Annotated in this window: 21 protein-coding genes, 3 tRNA genes and 1 riboswitch; of the genes, 23 read left to right on the forward strand and 1 reads right to left on the reverse strand. The window is 44.3% G+C overall.

Annotation, left to right across the window (positions count from 1 at the left end):
* The 23 genes from PGX78_RS00490 to PGX78_RS00600 all read left to right on the forward strand — a co-directional run.
* Positions 1-747, forward strand: a 747-nt coding sequence (locus tag PGX78_RS00490; protein WP_270444699.1) for a lipid II flippase MurJ, incomplete at its 5' end; no start/stop codon positions are given.
* A gap of 15 nt (positions 748-762) precedes the next feature.
* Complete coding sequence (gene mazG / locus PGX78_RS00495) at positions 763-2,256, forward strand: nucleoside triphosphate pyrophosphohydrolase (RefSeq protein WP_270444702.1); 1,494 nt, start codon at positions 763-765, stop codon at positions 2,254-2,256.
* A 35-nt stretch (positions 2,257-2,291) separates the two neighbouring features.
* Positions 2,292-2,570: an HU family DNA-binding protein gene (locus PGX78_RS00500; RefSeq protein ID WP_006942595.1), complete on the forward strand. Its 279-nt coding sequence runs from the start codon at positions 2,292-2,294 to the stop codon at positions 2,568-2,570.
* Between the two features lie 126 nt (positions 2,571-2,696).
* Positions 2,697-3,851, forward strand: coding sequence for an MGDG synthase family glycosyltransferase (locus PGX78_RS00505; protein ID WP_270444708.1), 1,155 nt, complete (start codon positions 2,697-2,699; stop codon positions 3,849-3,851).
* A gap of 51 nt (positions 3,852-3,902) precedes the next feature.
* On the forward strand, positions 3,903-5,180 hold the full coding sequence (locus tag PGX78_RS00510; protein WP_270444709.1) for a divergent polysaccharide deacetylase family protein: 1,278 nt from the start codon (positions 3,903-3,905) through the stop codon (positions 5,178-5,180).
* Positions 5,181-5,194: 14 nt separating this feature from the next.
* Positions 5,195-5,938, forward strand: coding sequence for an SDR family NAD(P)-dependent oxidoreductase (locus tag PGX78_RS00515; RefSeq protein WP_270444711.1), 744 nt, complete (start codon positions 5,195-5,197; stop codon positions 5,936-5,938).
* Positions 5,939-5,997: 59 nt separating this feature from the next.
* On the forward strand, positions 5,998-6,882 hold the full coding sequence (locus PGX78_RS00520; protein ID WP_270444713.1) for a hypothetical protein: 885 nt from the start codon (positions 5,998-6,000) through the stop codon (positions 6,880-6,882).
* Positions 6,883-6,892: 10 nt separating this feature from the next.
* Positions 6,893-7,234 (forward strand): YkvA family protein, encoded by a 342-nt coding sequence (locus PGX78_RS00525; RefSeq protein WP_270444715.1) that lies wholly within the window; start codon positions 6,893-6,895, stop codon positions 7,232-7,234.
* 128 nt (positions 7,235-7,362) lie between these two features.
* Positions 7,363-7,806, forward strand: a complete 444-nt coding sequence (locus tag PGX78_RS00530; RefSeq protein WP_270444718.1) for an acyl-CoA thioesterase — start codon at positions 7,363-7,365, stop codon at positions 7,804-7,806.
* Positions 7,790-8,602: a glutamate racemase gene (murI, locus tag PGX78_RS00535; protein ID WP_270444720.1), complete on the forward strand. Its 813-nt coding sequence runs from the start codon at positions 7,790-7,792 to the stop codon at positions 8,600-8,602. Before PGX78_RS00530 ends, murI begins: the two co-directional genes overlap by 17 nt.
* A 32-nt stretch (positions 8,603-8,634) precedes the next feature.
* Positions 8,635-9,177, forward strand: coding sequence for a hypothetical protein (locus tag PGX78_RS00540; RefSeq protein WP_040774051.1), 543 nt, complete (start codon positions 8,635-8,637; stop codon positions 9,175-9,177).
* A 12-nt stretch (positions 9,178-9,189) separates the two neighbouring features.
* Entirely contained in the window at positions 9,190-9,861 is a 672-nt protein-coding gene (locus PGX78_RS00545; protein WP_270444724.1) for a coenzyme F420-0:L-glutamate ligase, read from the forward strand.
* 3 nt (positions 9,862-9,864) lie between these two features.
* Positions 9,865-10,467, forward strand: a complete 603-nt coding sequence (locus tag PGX78_RS00550; protein WP_270444726.1) for an XTP/dITP diphosphatase — start codon at positions 9,865-9,867, stop codon at positions 10,465-10,467.
* Positions 10,464-10,946, forward strand: a complete 483-nt coding sequence (locus PGX78_RS00555; RefSeq protein WP_270444727.1) for a metallophosphoesterase — start codon at positions 10,464-10,466, stop codon at positions 10,944-10,946. The genes PGX78_RS00550 and PGX78_RS00555 overlap by 4 nt, the downstream gene beginning before the upstream one ends.
* A 50-nt stretch (positions 10,947-10,996) precedes the next feature.
* Positions 10,997-11,770 carry an adenosylmethionine decarboxylase gene (speD, locus tag PGX78_RS00560; protein ID WP_006942569.1) on the forward strand — a complete coding sequence of 258 codons (774 nt, stop codon included), beginning with the start codon at positions 10,997-10,999 and terminating at the stop codon, positions 11,768-11,770.
* 43 nt (positions 11,771-11,813) lie between these two features.
* Positions 11,814-11,890, forward strand: a tRNA-Pro gene (locus PGX78_RS00565).
* Between the two features lie 10 nt (positions 11,891-11,900).
* Positions 11,901-11,974 (forward strand) — tRNA-Gly (locus PGX78_RS00570).
* 130 nt (positions 11,975-12,104) lie between these two features.
* Entirely contained in the window at positions 12,105-12,368 is a 264-nt protein-coding gene (locus PGX78_RS00575) for a SemiSWEET family transporter (RefSeq protein WP_270444730.1), read from the forward strand.
* A gap of 151 nt (positions 12,369-12,519) precedes the next feature.
* Positions 12,520-13,158 (forward strand): PepSY domain-containing protein, encoded by a 639-nt coding sequence (locus PGX78_RS00580; protein ID WP_270444732.1) that lies wholly within the window; start codon positions 12,520-12,522, stop codon positions 13,156-13,158.
* Positions 13,159-13,248: 90 nt separating this feature from the next.
* A tRNA-Arg gene (locus PGX78_RS00585) sits at positions 13,249-13,325 on the forward strand.
* A gap of 78 nt (positions 13,326-13,403) precedes the next feature.
* Positions 13,404-13,510: riboswitch (TPP riboswitch) on the forward strand.
* Positions 13,511-13,584: 74 nt separating this feature from the next.
* Positions 13,585-14,889 (forward strand): phosphomethylpyrimidine synthase ThiC, encoded by a 1,305-nt coding sequence (gene thiC / locus PGX78_RS00590; protein WP_270444735.1) that lies wholly within the window; start codon positions 13,585-13,587, stop codon positions 14,887-14,889.
* A gap of 219 nt (positions 14,890-15,108) precedes the next feature.
* Complete coding sequence (locus tag PGX78_RS00595; RefSeq protein ID WP_040774044.1) at positions 15,109-15,402, forward strand: DUF2325 domain-containing protein; 294 nt, start codon at positions 15,109-15,111, stop codon at positions 15,400-15,402.
* A gap of 94 nt (positions 15,403-15,496) precedes the next feature.
* A complete protein-coding gene (locus PGX78_RS00600) occupies positions 15,497-15,775 on the forward strand; it encodes a GNAT family N-acetyltransferase (protein WP_270444741.1) in 279 nt (92 codons plus the stop codon).
* Between the two features lie 36 nt (positions 15,776-15,811).
* Here the strand turns inward: PGX78_RS00600 and PGX78_RS00605 are convergent, their stop codons facing one another.
* Complete coding sequence (locus PGX78_RS00605; RefSeq protein ID WP_270444744.1) at positions 15,812-17,536, reverse strand: Rqc2 family fibronectin-binding protein; 1,725 nt, start codon at positions 17,534-17,536, stop codon at positions 15,812-15,814.
* Between the last annotated feature and the right edge of the window lie 22 nt (positions 17,537-17,558).

Here is a 17,558-nt window from a genome sequence, read left to right on the forward strand (position 1 = left end):
GAGTCTACTGCGTTATACGGATATTTAACCGGTATGGCCAACGGCTTAATTCAGGTGCCCACCCTTTTAACCGTGTCCTTAGCGACCAGTCTGGTTCCGGCCGTTTCAGCAGCTTTTACGGCCGGCAGGTTAAGTGAAGTGGAAAGCCGAACTAATACGGCTATGCGTATTGCCAATATCATTACCGTTCCGGCTTGCTTGGGGTTGGCTGTTTTAGCGGCCCCTATTTCGGAACTTTTGTATAATACGGCAGCTGCCGGACCGGCTATTCGCGTCTTGGCATTAGCAACGTTCCTTATCGGATTGCAGCAGATTACGAACGGTCTTCTTCAAGGTATGGGGCATACGGGAATCCCCTTGTTAAACATGGGAATTTCCGCCCTTGTTAAAATTGTTTTAAGCTGGTATTTAACGGCTATTCCCTGGTTAGGAGAAGTCGGCGCCGCTTGGGCTACCAATGCGGATATTGCCTTGGCAACGGCACTTAATATTTATTTTGCAGGTAAATATGCTGCATATCGACCTGAATGGTTTTACATCGGTCGTGTTTTTATTGCCGCGGCAGCCATGGCCGGTACGGCTGTTCTTGCTTATTATTCTTTAGTGACGACCTTCGGCAATTCGGCGGCGACACTCATATCTATCAGTATTGCCGGTGTCGTATATGCCGTCGGGTTATTTGTTGTCCGTGCCGTGCGTCTTCGTTCTTTGCGAAGACTTCCGGTTGTGGGTAAATATATTCCTTAGTTGAAGGAGATTGTTATGCATAGTCTTAAAATTGTCGGCCTGGGACCGGGAGATGCGGGATTGATTACCATGGCCTCCATAGTCGTTATGAAAAGAGCTACATGCCTGCTTTTGCGAACGGCCGTACATCCGACCGTTTCGTATTTAAAGCAAAAGGGTATTGTCTTTGAAGCCCTGGATCGTTTTTATGAAGACGGACGTTCTTTTGAAGAAGTATATGATACTATGACGGACTATGTTATGGAACGGCTGAAAGAAGATGATGTGGTCTTTGCCGTACCGGGAAGTCCCGCAGTCGCGGAACATACGGTAACGGAATTGGTTGAAAAGTGCAAAACGGCAGGAGTGCCTTATGAGGTTTTGCCGGGCATGAGTTTTTTGGAAAGCTTGTATACAAAGGCCGGCTTGGACCCCGTAAACGGCATGCTCGTTCTCGACAGCTTTGATTTATCTCGGATGAGTGTTTTGCCTGCTGTGACCGTTGTAATAACTCAGGTCTACAATGATCGAGTCGCTTCAGATGTAAAGCTTGCTCTTACCGAGCAATACGGGGACGAATATGAAGCCATGGTTGTTCATCATATCAGTCTACCTGATGAACGGATTGAGAAAATACGGCTTTTTGAGTTGGATCGTCTCCACTATGTAGATCACTTGACGAGCCTTGTATTACCGCCCCGAAAAGAAGAGGATAAGGTGGATAAGCTTCCTTTCGATATAGGGCCTCTTGTCGATGTCGTAGCTCGACTGCGAGGTGAAGGCGGTTGTTCCTGGGATAAATCACAGACCCATAAAAGCTTGAGACGATATTTGATCGAAGAGGTATATGAAGCGCTGGATGCCATCGACGCAAATGATACGGTCGGTATTTGTGAGGAATTCGGTGATATTTTATATCAAGTAGTTATCCATGCCAAGATTGCGGAAGAAGAAGGGCTTTTTTCCGCACAAGATGTGGTCGACCATGTGACGAGTAAGATGATTAAGCGACATCCTCACGTTTTTTCTAAAAAAAGCCTTGAAAAATCCGACAGTAGTGTGATAAACTGGGATAGACTTAAGCAGGATGAGGGTCGTCAACAGCATAAACACTTGCTGGACGGCGTTGCGAAGGGGATGCCTTCTCTCTTACAATCTTTTAAGTTACAAGATAAGGCCGGAAAAAAAGGATTCGAATGGCCGACGGTTGACGGAGTCTGGAAAAAGCTTGAAGAAGAGCTTCAAGAATTTAAGGAAGCCGTTGTCGAAGGGAAGTTCGATCACATGGAAGAAGAAGCCGGCGACGTTCTTTTTGTAGCGGTCAATTTGTTGAGATATTACAATATTGAACCGGAGTGTGCGTTACATCGTGCCAACACCAAGTTTCGTCGGAGATTTGCTCATGTAGAAGACAGAGTTAAGGACTCGGGTCGTCAATGGAGTGATTTCTCCCTTGACGAGTTGGATGCGTTCTGGAACGAGGCCAAAGCGGATGAAACCTCGTCCAATCAGGACCACAGAGGCCGGTAATTTATAGATGTAACTATTTAAAGGAGGACTTATTGATGAATAAGACAGAATTAATTGCCAGTGTTGCACAGAAATCCGATTTGACGAAAAAAGACGCTGAAAAAGCGGTAAAAGCCGTTTTTGAAGCTGTTAGCGAAACGTTGAAGAAGGGTGACAAAGTTCAGATTATCGGTTTCGGTACGTTCGAAGTTCGCGCTCGTAAAGCTCGCGAAGGCCGTAATCCCCGCAACAACGAAGTTATCAAGATTCCCGCATCTAAAACACCGGCTTTCAAAGCAGGTAAGCAGCTCAAAGACTTGGTAAATAAAAAATAAGAGGGATATTCTCTAAAGAGCCGTATTACATTACGGCTCTTTATTTTTTTGAATAAATAGCGTAATATATATGTGATAACCGGGATTGTGTTTTCAAAAATCGTTGCAGGTCGATGAGGTACGACGATGACAAAAAAAATCCTGATCATGTCCGCATCTATCGGGACTGGTCATACACAGGCCGCCAGGGCAATAGAAGAATATATGGGCAAGAATTGCATCGATTATGATGTAGAACACGTGGACTTTATTTCCAACGACGTGCTGTCAATCGATAACTTGGTCAAGGAGACATATATTAAAATCCTGGACCTTTTTCCCCTTGTGTATGATTTAATGTATTATTCGTCACAAGGCTATAAAAAAGGCATGATTGTAAAGACCCTGTTTGCCTGGGGTCTAAAGCGGCGCATGTCACGTATTTTGGAAGAAAAAAGGCCGGACATTATCGTATGTACTCATCCGTTTCCCGCCGGTGCGGCATCCTTATTGAAGCGACAAAAAAAGACGACCGTTCCCGTTGTGGGAGTTATTACGGACTTTGCCATACATTCTCTTTGGATATATCCGCAAATTGATAAATATTTCGTCGCAGCTCCTCATTTAAAAAACTTATTGGTAGATCAAGGGGTGGCGGCCCACAAGGTTTTTGTATCGGGAATTCCCGTACGTACGGCTTTTACGGAAGAGCATTGGTCCGTGAAGGCTGCCGAAGCGGGTCATCGTAATGTGTTACTTATGGGCGGCGGTCTGGGAATGGGGTCTATAAAAGACTCTCTCCTTTTATTGGACAGGCTTGACTGCATCGATTCCTTTTCCGTTGTGACGGGACATAATGCGGATTTATTTGATGATTTGTCACAACTGCAAAAAGATTTAAAACATGATGTAAAAATTTTCGGATATACTAACCAGATAGCGGCCCTCATGGCGCAGGCATCTTTATTGGTGACAAAACCGGGAGCGCTGACGTGTACGGAAGCAGCGGCGGTCGGAGTACCTTCCGTTTTTTACAGCCCCATACCCGGTCAGGAAGAGGCGAATGCTTCCTATATGCAGGAAAAAGGTTGTGCTCGTTGGGTAAAATCTCAAAGTCGACTGGTAGAAGCCGTATCGGAATTGCTGCAACATACAGAGCGCTTGGGCCATATGTCGCAGGCATGTCGCTTCTGTCGTCGTGACGGCGCGGAGGTTGTCAGTCGCGGTGTCTTACAAATGCTTGAAGAGCGTAAGCAAAAAATATATTATCCTTCCGGTATGACGCCGGAATCGATTTCATAATAAGGTCCGGCGTAATTTTCAGTGTTACGCCGGCTTTTTTTCGGAGGAATTATGGCGACCAGAAAAGGAAGAAGACGCAGCACTTCGGGAAAGTCGAATAAGGCTTACTTTTTCTTAGGACTTCTCATTGCTTTATGTGCAATGGGGTATGCTTATTTTCATCACAATACGTCAGCCGACGCCGACTTGTCATCACTTTCGGAAGTGACCGATGACGGAAAAAATCTGGATTGTACACAGGCGGCTACAAAGCTTCAAGACGGTATTATCAAGTGGGTTAAAGATGAAGGGTGCAGTGTTGAAATCGTTTCTACCGATAAACGGGAAGAACGCCGCGAAAAGACGGGCGGTGTCATAAAATGGTCGGTACAGACCGCTGTTGTTGACGGAGTAATTGATAAAGAGAAGTTGACAAAAGAACTGGAAAAATCGAACGGTAAGGCTGTTTTATACAGGACGGAAGACGTAAAAAAGAACGGTGATACTGTGACGGAGTATGACATCGCTTTATGTGAATCCGTGGACGGAGATACGGTCAGCATGGTGGCTTTGAAGCTATATGTACCGCCCAAGGGAAAAGCCGTTGCCTTGGCTAAGGAGCTGAAAGTCGACAAGAATTCACCTTCCGACAAAGAAGCGCAGGAAGACGGCCGCATACATCATCCTGCGCAAATAAAAGGAAGATTGGCCGTGGTCATTGACGATTGCGGCAGTAATATGGAGGTTTTGGAAGGGTATAACGCCTTGCCCATCCACTTGACCTATGCGGTTATGCCCTTTAAGCCCCATACTATTGACAGTGCTGAAAGCGGTCATAATGCGGGTAATAAAATCATAGTTCACCTGCCTATGGAACCGTTAAATACAGTTTCGTCGGAAGAGATTTTTATTTCTTCCGATATGGGGGACAAGAAGGTTATCGCCACGACGAACGAATTAATCGATCAGGTCCCTTATGCCGTAGGCATTAATAATCATCAAGGCTCTAAGTCGACAGCGGATACACGCCTGATGAAAGATGTCATGTCCGTTTTGAAAAGTCGAGGACTCGTCTTTTTGGACAGCCGTACGACGGCCGCATCCGTAGCGGAGCAAACGGCCGCATCCATGGGAGTCGGAACGACGCGAAATAACTTATTTATTGACAATGACCCGTCTGTATCGGCCATTAAAGAACGAATTCGACAAGCCGGCAGATTGGCTTTAAAAAACGGTACGGCCGTCACAATCGGCCATTGTCGCCCGGCAACCTTACAGGCTTTAAAAGAAACGTATAAAGAGTTGTTGGATGAGGGCGTCGATTTTGTTTTTGTTACCCAATTCATGTAAAAAGGGGACGGGTCATGGAAAAGAAAACTGTACTTATCAGCGGGGGTACCTCCGGAATCGGCCTGGCTTCCGCCCGCTTATGCGCCCGAGCGGGTATGAATGTCGTCATTAACGGCCGCAACGGAGAACGCGGATTAAAAGCGGTGCATGAGGTTGAATCGTTCGGAAACGTCGTGTATGTAAAAGGTGATGTAACTGAAGAAGCTGATTGTCAACGCATGGTAGAAGCGGCCGTGTCTACTTTCGGTAACCTGACAGGGGTGGTTACATCAGCGGGATACTACCGTCAAGAATTGTTGGAAAACGAAAACTCTGAAGAAATTCGCCGTATTTTTGAGGTGAATGTATTCGGTACCGTTCTTTTATGCCGGGCCGCTTACGGGGCTTTAAAGAAGCAAGGCGGTTCTATTGTCATTATAAGCAGTGACGCGGGGTTACAGGGAAATGCGGCATGCAGTATTTACGGTGCGACCAAGGGGGCCGTTACGGCTTTTGCCAAATCTCTGGCTCTGGAAGGAGCTACTCATAAAATTCGTGTGAACGCCCTTTGTCCCGGTGATGTGATGACTCCCCTTGTTGAAAAGCAGCTGGCAGAAGACCCGTCGCTATCTTTGGGGGATATGGCATCCGTTTACCCTCTGGGGCGAATTGCTACGGCCGATGAAGTCGGTAAAGTCGTTACTTTCCTTTTAAGTGACGATGCGTCTTTTATTACGGGAACGGCACTTCCTGTAGACGGTGGATTGACAAGCTGTTAAAAACATGGGAAAATATGACGATAAATTAGATTTTTAATTTGAAATTCGAGGTGTTTTATATGACCAACGAAGAAATGGAACAATTAAAAAACTTACAAGAACAGATTGCCGACTTAAAAGCGGAAATAGCGAAGTTGAACGCACAAAACGGCAATGATGCCGATGCTAAGGCTATGACGGTTCTGGATGCTATGGACGAAACGACTGAAGATCGCGACTTAAAAGTCGAAACACTTTGCCGTTGGGCTGCGGCTCGTGCCGGTGCTATTGTTATCGCTCCTTTAGTAGGTACGGTTGCTTTAATGGCTAACGAAGTATACCTGGTCAGCCGAATTGCCCGTATTTATGATGTAAAATTGACGGAACGTGCCGTTCTGGCCTTTCTCGGTGCCATGGGCAGCCAAATGGCAGGTAATTTGTTGACGACTTTGATTCCTTTTTCCGTCATTCAGGTTCCCGTAGCTGTCGGTATTACGTACAGCTTGGGTCGAGTGACACAACGTTGGTTGCGTGACGGTATGCCCAGCGATATGACTCCGTATATCGAAATGTTCGGCGAATGGAAAGAAAAAGCCAAAGAACAAGTCGAAAAATTAAAAGATAACCCGTTGAAAAATGTACCTCTCGGCGATGAAACAAAAGATTTCTTTGCAAAATGGGGCAATGCGGCAAAAGATGCGGTTATGGATGCGAAAGACAAAGGACAGGAATTGTATCATAATGTTCGCAGCCGTAATTTAGCTGATGAAGTGGCTGAAGATGCAGCTGTCCAACAAGCTGTCGATGCTGTCAATGAAGCCGAATACAACAATGTACACGAAGAAGCCGCTAAAGCTCGAGAAGAAAAGCTGGAAGATGCAGTAGCTACTTTTGACGAAGCGGAAGATGAAGTGGAAGACAAGGTGCGAGCTGCCGTGGAAGAAGCGAAGAAGCCGTTGGAATAAGGAGTTGCTTATGATTAAGTGGCTGACATTTTTTGCTCGCTTCTATTCTCCGTTAAAATTTATAGCCTTCATTAAGGTAGCGGGAAAGAAAATAAAATTTTTGCCGCGGTTAATGATGATTTATTACTGCATTAAAGATTCGGACACTCCTAAATTTGTGAGGCTTGTACTGATGGGTGCCATCGGCTATACTATCATGCCTTTGGATATTATTCCCGATATGATTCCGGGAATCGGATGGTTGGATGATGCTGCCGTAATCGGTGCGGCTCTTACCTTTGCAGGGACGTATGTAAAGCCGGAACATAAGGAGAAGGTACGTAAACTTTTTCCTATGGCAAAGTTAGGATAAATGAAAGGTGGGACTGTTAACGCGGTCTCACCTTTTTATTGCAGTTTCGACGACGTGTGAAAATTGACAGTAGCCTTTATTGAGCGTAAAATTATGATTGTTATTCAAGTTTTGGCAGGAGTATCATAATGATTACAATTACGGAAAAAGTTCGCTTTTATGAAACGGATATGATGGGAATCGTCCATCATTCCAATCAAATTCGATGGTTTGAGTGCGGCCGTTGTGCTTATTTCGATGAGGTCGGGCTCGACTTATTTGAATTGATGGATAAGAAGATACTTTTTCCTATAAAAAATGTTTCTTGCGAATATATACAGCCGATTAATTTTAATGATGTCATTGATATTGAAACCCGCTTGATTAAGCTGAGCAGAGCACAAGTCGTTTTTTCGTATGTGATTCGGCGTCATATAGACGGTATTCTTCTTTGCAAGGGTACAACACAGAACGTGTTTACATCGGCAGACGACAATAAGGTCGTACGCCTGAACGACACCTATTTCAATCGCCTGAAAGGGGCGTACGAAAAAGATAAGGAAGAACTTGTAAAGGATGACGATTGTGGCTAAGGCGGAACAACCCATAGGGGTATTCGACTCGGGCGTAGGCGGATTGACCGTTGTCAATAAACTGCGACATCTGCTGCCTCATGAAGATATCATTTATGTAGGCGATACGAAGCGCAATCCTTACGGCACACGTACTCAAGATGAAATTTTGATTTTTACGGAGCAGATTATAGCCTTTCTTGAAAGGCGGCAGGTAAAGTTAATAGTATTTGCCTGTAATACGGCAACTGCCGTCGCCTACATGAAGATGAAGGAAAAAACGAAAACCCTCCTGCTGGGGATGAGCCGCGGGATAGAAACGGCCAGGCATATAAGCACGGAAAATCGCATTGCCGTATTCGCCACGCCTCTTACTATTGCCAACCATATTCATAGGGACGAGGCGGCTCGACTGGATCCGTCTATGACGATTGTGGAGCAACCGTGCGCTTCCTTGGCTTCACTCATTGAAAGAGGACGGTTAAATACGGAAGAAATGCGTCAGACCGTTACGGCTGATACGAAACCAGTATTGGAAGCCCACGTAGATACGGCTATTTTCGGTTGTACCCATTATCCTTTTGTACAGCCTTTGTTTGAGGAGATCTGCGGCGATTCGATCGTTTTCGTCGATCCGGCACATGAAACGGCGCTTCAGGCCTCGGCTATTTTAAAAAAAGAAGGACTATTGAACGGGCAAAAAGAAAGAGGGCGGTTACGGCTCTGCTTTACAGCCGAAGCGCAAAGAGGTCGGAAATTGGCAGCTCACCTATTACCGCCGCATGAATTTACGACTGAAGAAGTAGTATTGTCTTAGTTTATATATGTTAAGCAAAGGAGTCCTGTATCGTGTATTTGTATATTCTACTGAATGTCCTCATGGGCCTAATCGGAGTCATAGCTCTCTTGTATTTAGCCTTCCGCTTTTTTGCCTGGAAACAGGGCGATGCTAAGTTTATCATTGAAGCAAGGCGTCGCAATCCGTTCGAACTGAAAGAAATGACATCCGACACGGCCGTATTTGAAACGGAAGTGCCCTTCCATAATGCCGGACGACAGTTGGGGACGATTATGGACTTTTATCCGCGTGTCTTATTGCCGCGCGAACAGTACGATCGTTGTCTTGTCAGCGCTCAGCTGGCCAACAAGGAAGCGGAACGTGATGACGGATACTGGGAATCGGTTATTTACTATCCTCGAAAAGGCGGTCGCATTCGTGTAACCGTAACCTTAGTAAGTAAAAACCGTGATATTCGCAATGATTTAAGAACTTTCCCCGACATGCCGATTGATCTTGTGTATCAGGTAGTATCGCGTAGCGAATGGTATATTCATAAGGCACGAATTACGTTGAAAGCCGCAGAAGTTCAAAAAGCATTGGAACAGGCATAGGAGGGTCGGCATATGGCTGAATTGGAATTGGTTCCCGTAAAAACCAGAATTCTTACGGAAAAGGATAATATTGTTGATTCCATTGAAGAGTATACACAAGGGCAAATCGGACCCGACGATTTATTGTGCGTTGCCGAAAGTGTAGTGGCTATTACGCAACGTCGCTTTACGAGACCTGAAGAATTAAAACCGTCTTGGCAAGCTAGGCTCATGCGCCGATTTGTGCCCGGTGAAGGCAGTATGGCCAGCTTGTACGGCATGCAGGCAGCCATGGAGCTGGAAGGCGAATGGAAGATGCTGGTATGTTTCATTATCGGTTTTATTGCCAAACTTTTCGGTAAAGACGGTGTTTGGTATCGGCTCTGCCGCCAAGCTTCTTTAACTGACGATGTAACGGGGACTATGCCGCCGTTTGACAAGTGTATTGTATACGGTCCGGCAGACCCTATGGGTGTAGCCGAAAAAATAAAAAAGCGTTTGGGTTGTTACGGAGCCTGTGTTGCCGATGTAAATGATTTGAAAAGATCGGCCGTATTGGGATATTCACGCGGTATTAAGCCTCAAGAAGTAGCGGCTATTTTAATCGATAATCCCTTCGGGAACGCATCACAGAAAACACCGATTGTAATTATAAAAAATTACGGAGCTCTTTTACGAGAAAAGACGGCTCGTATAGAAGGATAAGGTATGGCTGAAAATAAAAAAGAAGCCCTTTTGATTGCAACCAGAAATAAGGGAAAAATACGGGAGTTCCGTGATGTACTGGAAAAAGCGGGATTTTCCGTTTTTTCCGTATTCGATAAAGCGCCCGATCTTCCCGAACCGATAGAAGACGGGCAGACCTTTGCCGATAATGCAGCCATTAAAGCTAAGTATTACGCAGCCCGTACGGGCATGTTGTGTCTTGCCGACGATTCGGGGCTCGTCGTCGATGCTCTGGACGGTGCTCCGGGCGTTCATTCGGCTCGTTATGCCGGTGAAGGACATGATGACAAGGCTAATAATGCCAAACTCATTAAATCCTTGCAAGGCGTGGAACGAGAAAAGAGAACGGCCCGTTATGTATGTGTCCTGGCTCTGGCGGCTCCCGGGAAAGAACCGTTGTTGGCTGAAGGCACTTGTGAAGGTCTTATCGATTTGAAGCCGAAGGGAAGTGAAGGGTTCGGCTATGATCCGTATTTTTACGTACCGTCTTTTGGCAAAACTATGGCTGAGCTTGATTTGGATGAAAAAAATTCAATCAGCCATCGCGGAGCGGCTCTGCGGCGTTTGCAGGAATTACTGTTATGATGCCCGTTTATATAGGTATTGTCAGTGACAGCCACGGAAACAATCGACATTGGCAAAAACTCACGGATGACTGTCCTCAAGTTAAGGCCTGGTTTCATTGCGGCGATTATTGTCGAGATGCCGAAGAATTGGCGTATTATACGGATGTCCCCGTGTACACGGTTAAAGGAAATAATGATTATTTCGATACGTATAAGGCTCCGGATGAAGCGCTAATTACAGTTGATGATATACGCATCTATATGACTCACGGCCACGGTAGAACCTTAAAGTCTATGGCGGCTACAGGTGAGGTGAAGGGAGCGCAGCTTGTCCTTTTCGGCCACACACACAGAACTTGTGAAGAACGTATAGGGGATGTTACACTCGTAAATCCCGGCAGTATAGCCTTGCCCAGAGACGGAAGATACGGTACGTATGCTCTTTGTTGTCTTGAAAATCGAGTTATAAAAGAAGTTCGTTTTTTTGAAATACTTTGATAAACTATGTGTAAGAAAATGCGAATCTATAGTAGGGGTAATGAGGGAAGATGACCATAAAAAAAGATAAATTAAAACTGTACGGCTTTAATAATCTTACAAAGACCTTGAGCTTTAACATCTACGATATTTGTTATGCCGACTCCGAAGAAGCTCGTCGTCATTATATTGAGTACATTGACGAAGCATATAATGCGGCGCGCTTAACGGAAATTTTGGAAAATGTAGCCTCTATTATCGGGGCCAATATTTTAAATGTGGCCAGTCAGGACTATGACCCCCAAGGGGCCAGTGTCACCATTTTAATTTCGGAAGAAGAGATTGCACCCGATACGGATGTAGTCTGTCATTTGGATAAAAGCCATTTGACGGTACATACTTATCCGGAAAGCCATCCTCAAAAGGGGATTACGACTTTTCGTGCCGATATTGACGTGTCCACATGCGGTCGTATTTCACCCTTAAACGCACTCAACTATCTTCTCGACTCTTTTGATTCGGATATTGTTACATTGGATTATCGCGTTCGCGGTTTTACACGCGATATAAGCGGAAAAAAACTGTTTATCGATCACCGTATCAATTCGATTCAAAACTATATTGCAAAAGAAACAAGACATCGTTATAATATGATAGATGTCAACGTTTATCAGGAGAATATTTTTCACACGAAGATGATGTTGCGTGAGTTCGATTTGAACAATTATCTCTTTGATATTACGGAAGATCAGTTGAAGCTGAAAGACAGGGAGTTAATCAGACGTCAACTGAAGCAGGAAATGTTGGAAATATTTAACGGTCGGAACATGCCGACTATTCGTTGATTTGACAAGAAGTACAATTATTCAGTATAATAATTTCTGGTGGCGGGGCATAGCGCAGTTTGGTAGCGCACCTGGCTTGGGACCAGGGGGTCGCAGGTTCGAATCCTGCTGCTCCGACCAGAACAGTCATGCGGGTGTAGCTCAATGGTAGAGCGCCAGCCTTCCAAGCTGGTTACGTGGGTTCGATTCCCATCACCCGCTCCATTTTTTTATCGGGATTCCTGTCATTCGGGATCTTTTTTTTTACCAATTTGTAAACTGAAAGGTATTTACAAGTTTTCGGAATTGTTGTATACTCCGCAAGACTTGTTTTTTATTTATAAGGAGAATTATTATGGAAAAAATCATTACTAAAGTCGGTTCTGTTGCCTCCGTAATGGCGGTGTTGATGTATGTATCATATATTCCTCAGATTATGAACAACCTATCGGGACATCCGGGAGACTTTATTCAGCCGTCCGTAGCTTTTGTAAACTGCATTCTTTGGGTTTTGTACGGTTTCTTCAAACAAGAAAGAGATTGGCCGATTATTATTGCCAACTTACCCGGAATCGTTTGCGGCTTTCTGGCTGCGTTTACGGCACTCATGGCTAAATAGATTAGACTATATCCGCGAATGGACAGAGATTGTTACGGCAATCTCTGTTTTTTGTGACAAAATTGAAAACTCGAAATGGTTTACAAGTTTTCAAAACTCGGTTATACTGCAATAAGACATACCGATACGGTATTTTAAGGAGGATTATAACATGAGAAAATCAGGAATTTATACAGCAGTATTTGCCGCCTTTTTGATGACTACTACCACCTTTGCGGCAGATGTAACACCGAGTGTAAATGCACAAAGCGCTGACTCGGCTATTCAGGTACCGGTACAGAAAAAAGATGGCCATAAGGCGGCGGTACAGAAGAAAAAATCAGTAAAAAAAGAGGTAACGACCGCGCCGTCTCAGACACAAATCAAAGATGTAGGTTATGAAAGTGCTTTGGCTCTGTTTCGTTCCTACTACGGGGATAATGTACGCATTAAATCTATAGGTTATGAAGGTAAGCACCGCCCCTATTATGAAATAACCGGCTATACGGAAACAGCGAAGAAGGAAATGAAAGTATTAGCCGAAACGGGAGAAATTATTGCCATCAAAACTAAGGAAATCGATGGCAATGCCGATAGCCGTACGCTAAACTTGAGTAAATTAATAAAACCTGAAGTTGCCGTAGCCGGTGCCTTGAAAAAAGCGGGAGATACCTTCCAGGTAGCTGAGTGGGAAGTAGAAATTGAAAAAGACGGCCATCCTTATTATGAAGTGGAAATGATTGATGACGGCGGCCGAGATATGAAAGTTACGACAGAAGCTTTGACAGGTAAGATTGTATATGCCAAATAATTAATTTATAAAAGCGGGTGATTTCAAGGTTCACCCGCTTTTATCTTGCATTGCCGCCTGTATAATGATATACTTTTACAGGTAATGCATGACTCGGTAGCTCAGCTGGATAGAGCAACAGCCTTCTAAGCTGTGGGTCTAGGGTTCGAATCCCTACCGGGTCACCACAAAGACTTCTTCATTTGAAGAAGTCTTTTTATATTGTATGTTCGTACACAACGTGGTATGCTAGATACAAATATATAATAATGTTGCAAGGGAGTCTATATTATAGGCTGAGAAAGGACTGTAAGTCCTGACCTTTACACCTGATCGGGATCATGCCCGCGTAGGAAGCTCGTTTACGCTACAAAAGGGTATCGATACGTCGATACCCTTTTTGTTTTCCCCGAGCCTATGGACTCGCTTGTAACGAAAGGAGACATCATGTTTTTTACTCAATTACAAGCAGCCAAACAGGGAGTTATTACGAATGAAATGAAGATTGTTGCCCGAAAAGAGGGGTTATCTGAGGAACAAATATGTTCTTTAGTGGCTGCCGGACAGGTCGTCATTCCGTGCAATAAAAACCATAAGTCCATTAGTCCTGAAGGCATAGGAAAGGCTTTACGGACAAAAATTAATGCCAACTTGGGAACCTCGAAAGATTGCAAGGATTACGAAGCCGAATTGGCAAAGGTTCAGACCGCTGTCAAATTGGGAGCCGACTCGATAATGGACCTGTCTACCCACGGAGATACGCGCATATTCAGACGCGTTTTAACGGAAAAATGTACGGCTATGATCGGCACGGTCCCCATTTATGACAGCGTTATTCATCACCAAAAGGACTTAGCTTTTTTGACGGCTAAGGATTTCCTGGATACGGTACGGCTTCATGCTGAAGACGGGGTGGATTTTATTACCGTTCATTGCGGGATTACACGTCAGACAGTACATCAAATTAAAACTCATAAGAGGAAACTGAATATTGTCAGTCGCGGCGGCAGTCTGCTTTTTGCATGGATGCATATGACAGGCCAGGAAAATCCCTTCTATGAGTATTTTGATGATATACTCGATATTTGTGTCGAGTATGATGTAACCCTTTCTTTAGGAGATGCATGTCGACCCGGTTGCCTGGCCGATGCAACCGATGTTTGCCAAATTGAAGAATTGGTACGCTTAGGTGAATTGACTAAACGAGCTCGTCAGCGCGGCGTTCAGGTTATGATAGAAGGGCCGGGCCATATGGCATTGAATGAAATTCAGGCCAATATGGAAGTTCAGGAACGTCTTTGTGACGGAGCCCCCTTTTATGTTTTAGGCCCCTTGGTTACGGATATAGCACCCGGATACGATCACATTACGGCAGCTATCGGAGGTGCCGTTGCCGGTATGCACGGAGCCTCTTTCTTATGCTATGTAACACCGGCCGAACACTTGGCCCTGCCTAATCTTCAGGACGTGGAAGAGGGGATTATGGCTTTTAAAATCGCAGCTCATGCCGCCGATATAGCCAGAGGTATTCGAGGTGCCAGAGATAAGGATGATGCTATGGCGGATGCGCGTAAAAAGCTTGATTGGGAAGCTCAGTATGCGTTGGCCATGAATCCCGACAGAGCCCGCCGCATCCGAGAAAGCAGAGCTCCGGAGAAAGATCACGAAGATACGTGCAGTATGTGCGGCAAGTTCTGCGCCGTTCGCAGTATGAACAAGGCTTTAAATGACGAATTTATTGATATCATATAGATTGAATAGGGAAAGAAATTTCGCAAGTATTTATGATATATCATATCAGTTAGATAATAGGCGATTAAGATTAGATAGCTTATAATCATAATACAATAAAATATTATTAAGAATTATCATCATCTATTGACAGCCAATCGTATACTCTATTATACTTATAACTGTAATTGAAATACGTTATCAAAATTAAAAGCTTGTATATCCGAAGGGGAGATGGTTATGAGCGTAGTAATCGTTGGCGGTAATGACTGTATGGTATGTAGATACAAGAATATTTGCAAAAAATATTCGTATAAGGCAAAGGTATTTACTCAAGTACCGAGTGATTTTAAGTCCAAAATCGGTTCACCCGACTTGGTGGTTCTCTTTACCAGCACTGTAAGCCATAGTATGGTACGTTGTGCCGTTAAGGAAGCACAACGTAAAAATGTGGAAGTCATTCGTTCTCACACCAGCAGTGCCAACGCGCTTGTTTCCATTTTGGAAGAACGGGCCGAGCGATGTGTCGGTTAATATTTATTATTCAGATTTGTACGGGCCACGTCCTTTAACGATATAGAGTGTCGGCGTTTTTTATGCTATAGTTAAGAAAAGGAGGTAGGTCTTTATGGATTTTATATATGAACCTGAACGAATTATCGTAAAAAATGAAGAAAATAAGATAGTGGGAGAAATCGATTTTCCCTTGCAAGCTGACGGTAACTATGTAATCACCCACACCTTTGTGGATGATTCACTTAGAGGTCAAGGTATGGCCGGTAAGTTAGTTCAGGCTGCAGCCGATTACATTGAAAAGCAGGGAAAGAAGACGGGAGCTACCTGTTCTTATGCTCAAGTCTGGGCAAAACGTCACGAAAAAGAATACGGCCACGTCTTTACGGAATAAGAAAAAGTCCTTCACTGTTAAGTGAAGGACTTTTTCTTATTTACTCAACTCATCATGCTTTTTAGGCGTTACGACGTAGGTTGTCTGATGATCGAAAATAACGTATCCGGGTACGGAGTGAGGCGGCTTTTTTACATGTTTAATCATGGTGCTGTCTACTTCTACTTTCGAGTCGTCTCTTCCCGTACTGTACCAAGCGGCACACTCAGCCGCAGTTTGCAGTTGCTTGTTCGTCGGCTCATCTTGACCGCAGGACAAGATAACATGAGATCCGGGGCGATTTTTAACGTGAAACCAGTAATCGAAGGGCTTGGCTTTTTTTGTAGTCAGAAAATCGTTTTGTCGGTTGTTTCTTCCGATAAATATGTTCGCGCCGTCGCAATGTAAGGTCAGTATTTTTTGTGCAAATTCTTTTTTTAATTTATCTTTTCCGCTTGCCGGAAGCATACCGGCTACACGCATTTCCGCCTTGATATCAGCCAACTCATCCTTAGTTTCTATAGTTTGCAAAGCATATTCCAAGGATTCTATATAGTTGAGCTCTGCGGCATTATCCGCTTGTAATTGAGCGGACATTTGTTTACGGTTGCGCAGTTTTGCATATTTTTTATAGTATTTATTGGCATTGTCGGTTACGGAAAGAGCCGGATTCAACGGAATAGTAACGTCTTCCATCGTTTCGGATAATAAATTTCGGACCGTTAGAGATGATTGATGAGCCGGACGGTCATAAGCGTGAATCATTAAAAGGTCGCCGTACAACTTATAGGTGTCCATCTTATCCGTTTCTTTCAGTTCGGAGTTAATACGTCGGATTTTTCGGCGCTGTCGGTCCGCCGCCTTAGCGGCCTTTTTTTTCAGCTCTTCCTGCTCACCGCTTAGGCTGGCCGCCGTATCCTGAAATTCTTTTAAATAATCTTGAATATAGTCATAGTGACGTCTCGGTAAATGTGCCAAACTTTTCAGCTCGGCAGGAAAGAGGATTTCCTTTTTTTTATCCGTGTAGACGAAGGCTCCCTTTAATCCCTGAACATCCTTACCAAGCTGTATAACGGCTGAAAACCAGTCATTTTTTTCTTCTGTCGTCAAAGTTGACGTGAGTATGTTTATATCAATACCCGTGCGGTTCGACAATTCATTTAAAACGACCGTACTCATACCGTTAAAACGTTTCAGCATCCAAGTGCGTAAGTCTTCGTCAGAATCACCCGTATTGGCCATTTCCGTCAATTCATGAACGGAAAAGTCAAAGGGATTCATGCGCATGAAGTTGGGGGGAAACTCATAGGGCTGTTTCGGATATATGGTTCGCAAAGCCTGCTTATCCTTGTGAGTCTTTATGAGTGCTTCCAAAATCATACCGTCTTCCGTAAAAATAACATTACTATACTTGCCCATAAGTTCGACATGCATTTTGCGAGTTACCAATTGTCCCGACATATTGAGTACATCAATATTTACATCGATGATACGATCGAGATGAAGCTGAGTTATAGAGGCAATGCGACCGTTTTCATAATATTTGCGTAAAAACATGGCCAGTCCTGTCGGCACATCCGGCGTAGGCGGTTGGTTATCACTCAGAAAAAGTCGCGGTGAACCGTCGAGTGTAATAATCAGGTGATAGAGCGACTTGTCGTTGAAAACCCGAAAATACAACCCTCGACCGTTCAGTTGATAAATTTTAGTTATTTGTCCGCCTGTCAGGGCTTGTGATAATTCTTCGACAGCACTGTGCAAGGTAATTCCGTCAAGATTCATGGTGTATCTCCTTATTGTCTTT

This window comes from Megasphaera sp. AF13-6AC (genome assembly GCF_027685385.1).
Classification (GTDB): Bacteria; Bacillota; Negativicutes; order Veillonellales; family Megasphaeraceae; genus Megasphaera; species Megasphaera micronuciformis.

Coding starts and splice junctions, on each gene's coding strand:
- mazG (WP_270444702.1), top strand. CDS start 763: ATGCATAGTCTTAAAATTGTCGGCCTGGGACCGGGAGATGCGGGATTG.
- PGX78_RS00500 (WP_006942595.1), top strand. CDS start 2,292: ATGAATAAGACAGAATTAATTGCCAGTGTTGCACAGAAATCCGATTTG.
- PGX78_RS00505 (WP_270444708.1), top strand. CDS start 2,697: ATGACAAAAAAAATCCTGATCATGTCCGCATCTATCGGGACTGGTCAT.
- PGX78_RS00510 (WP_270444709.1), top strand. CDS start 3,903: ATGGCGACCAGAAAAGGAAGAAGACGCAGCACTTCGGGAAAGTCGAAT.
- PGX78_RS00515 (WP_270444711.1), top strand. CDS start 5,195: ATGGAAAAGAAAACTGTACTTATCAGCGGGGGTACCTCCGGAATCGGC.
- PGX78_RS00520 (WP_270444713.1), top strand. CDS start 5,998: ATGACCAACGAAGAAATGGAACAATTAAAAAACTTACAAGAACAGATT.
- PGX78_RS00525 (WP_270444715.1), top strand. CDS start 6,893: ATGATTAAGTGGCTGACATTTTTTGCTCGCTTCTATTCTCCGTTAAAA.
- PGX78_RS00530 (WP_270444718.1), top strand. CDS start 7,363: ATGATTACAATTACGGAAAAAGTTCGCTTTTATGAAACGGATATGATG.
- murI (WP_270444720.1), top strand. CDS start 7,790: ATGACGATTGTGGCTAAGGCGGAACAACCCATAGGGGTATTCGACTCG.
- PGX78_RS00545 (WP_270444724.1), top strand. CDS start 9,190: ATGGCTGAATTGGAATTGGTTCCCGTAAAAACCAGAATTCTTACGGAA.
- PGX78_RS00550 (WP_270444726.1), top strand. CDS start 9,865: ATGGCTGAAAATAAAAAAGAAGCCCTTTTGATTGCAACCAGAAATAAG.
- PGX78_RS00555 (WP_270444727.1), top strand. CDS start 10,464: ATGATGCCCGTTTATATAGGTATTGTCAGTGACAGCCACGGAAACAAT.
- speD (WP_006942569.1), top strand. CDS start 10,997: ATGACCATAAAAAAAGATAAATTAAAACTGTACGGCTTTAATAATCTT.
- PGX78_RS00575 (WP_270444730.1), top strand. CDS start 12,105: ATGGAAAAAATCATTACTAAAGTCGGTTCTGTTGCCTCCGTAATGGCG.
- PGX78_RS00580 (WP_270444732.1), top strand. CDS start 12,520: ATGAGAAAATCAGGAATTTATACAGCAGTATTTGCCGCCTTTTTGATG.
- thiC (WP_270444735.1), top strand. CDS start 13,585: ATGTTTTTTACTCAATTACAAGCAGCCAAACAGGGAGTTATTACGAAT.
- PGX78_RS00595 (WP_040774044.1), top strand. CDS start 15,109: ATGAGCGTAGTAATCGTTGGCGGTAATGACTGTATGGTATGTAGATAC.
- PGX78_RS00600 (WP_270444741.1), top strand. CDS start 15,497: ATGGATTTTATATATGAACCTGAACGAATTATCGTAAAAAATGAAGAA.
- PGX78_RS00605 (WP_270444744.1), bottom strand. CDS start 17,536: ATGAATCTTGACGGAATTACCTTGCACAGTGCTGTCGAAGAATTATCA.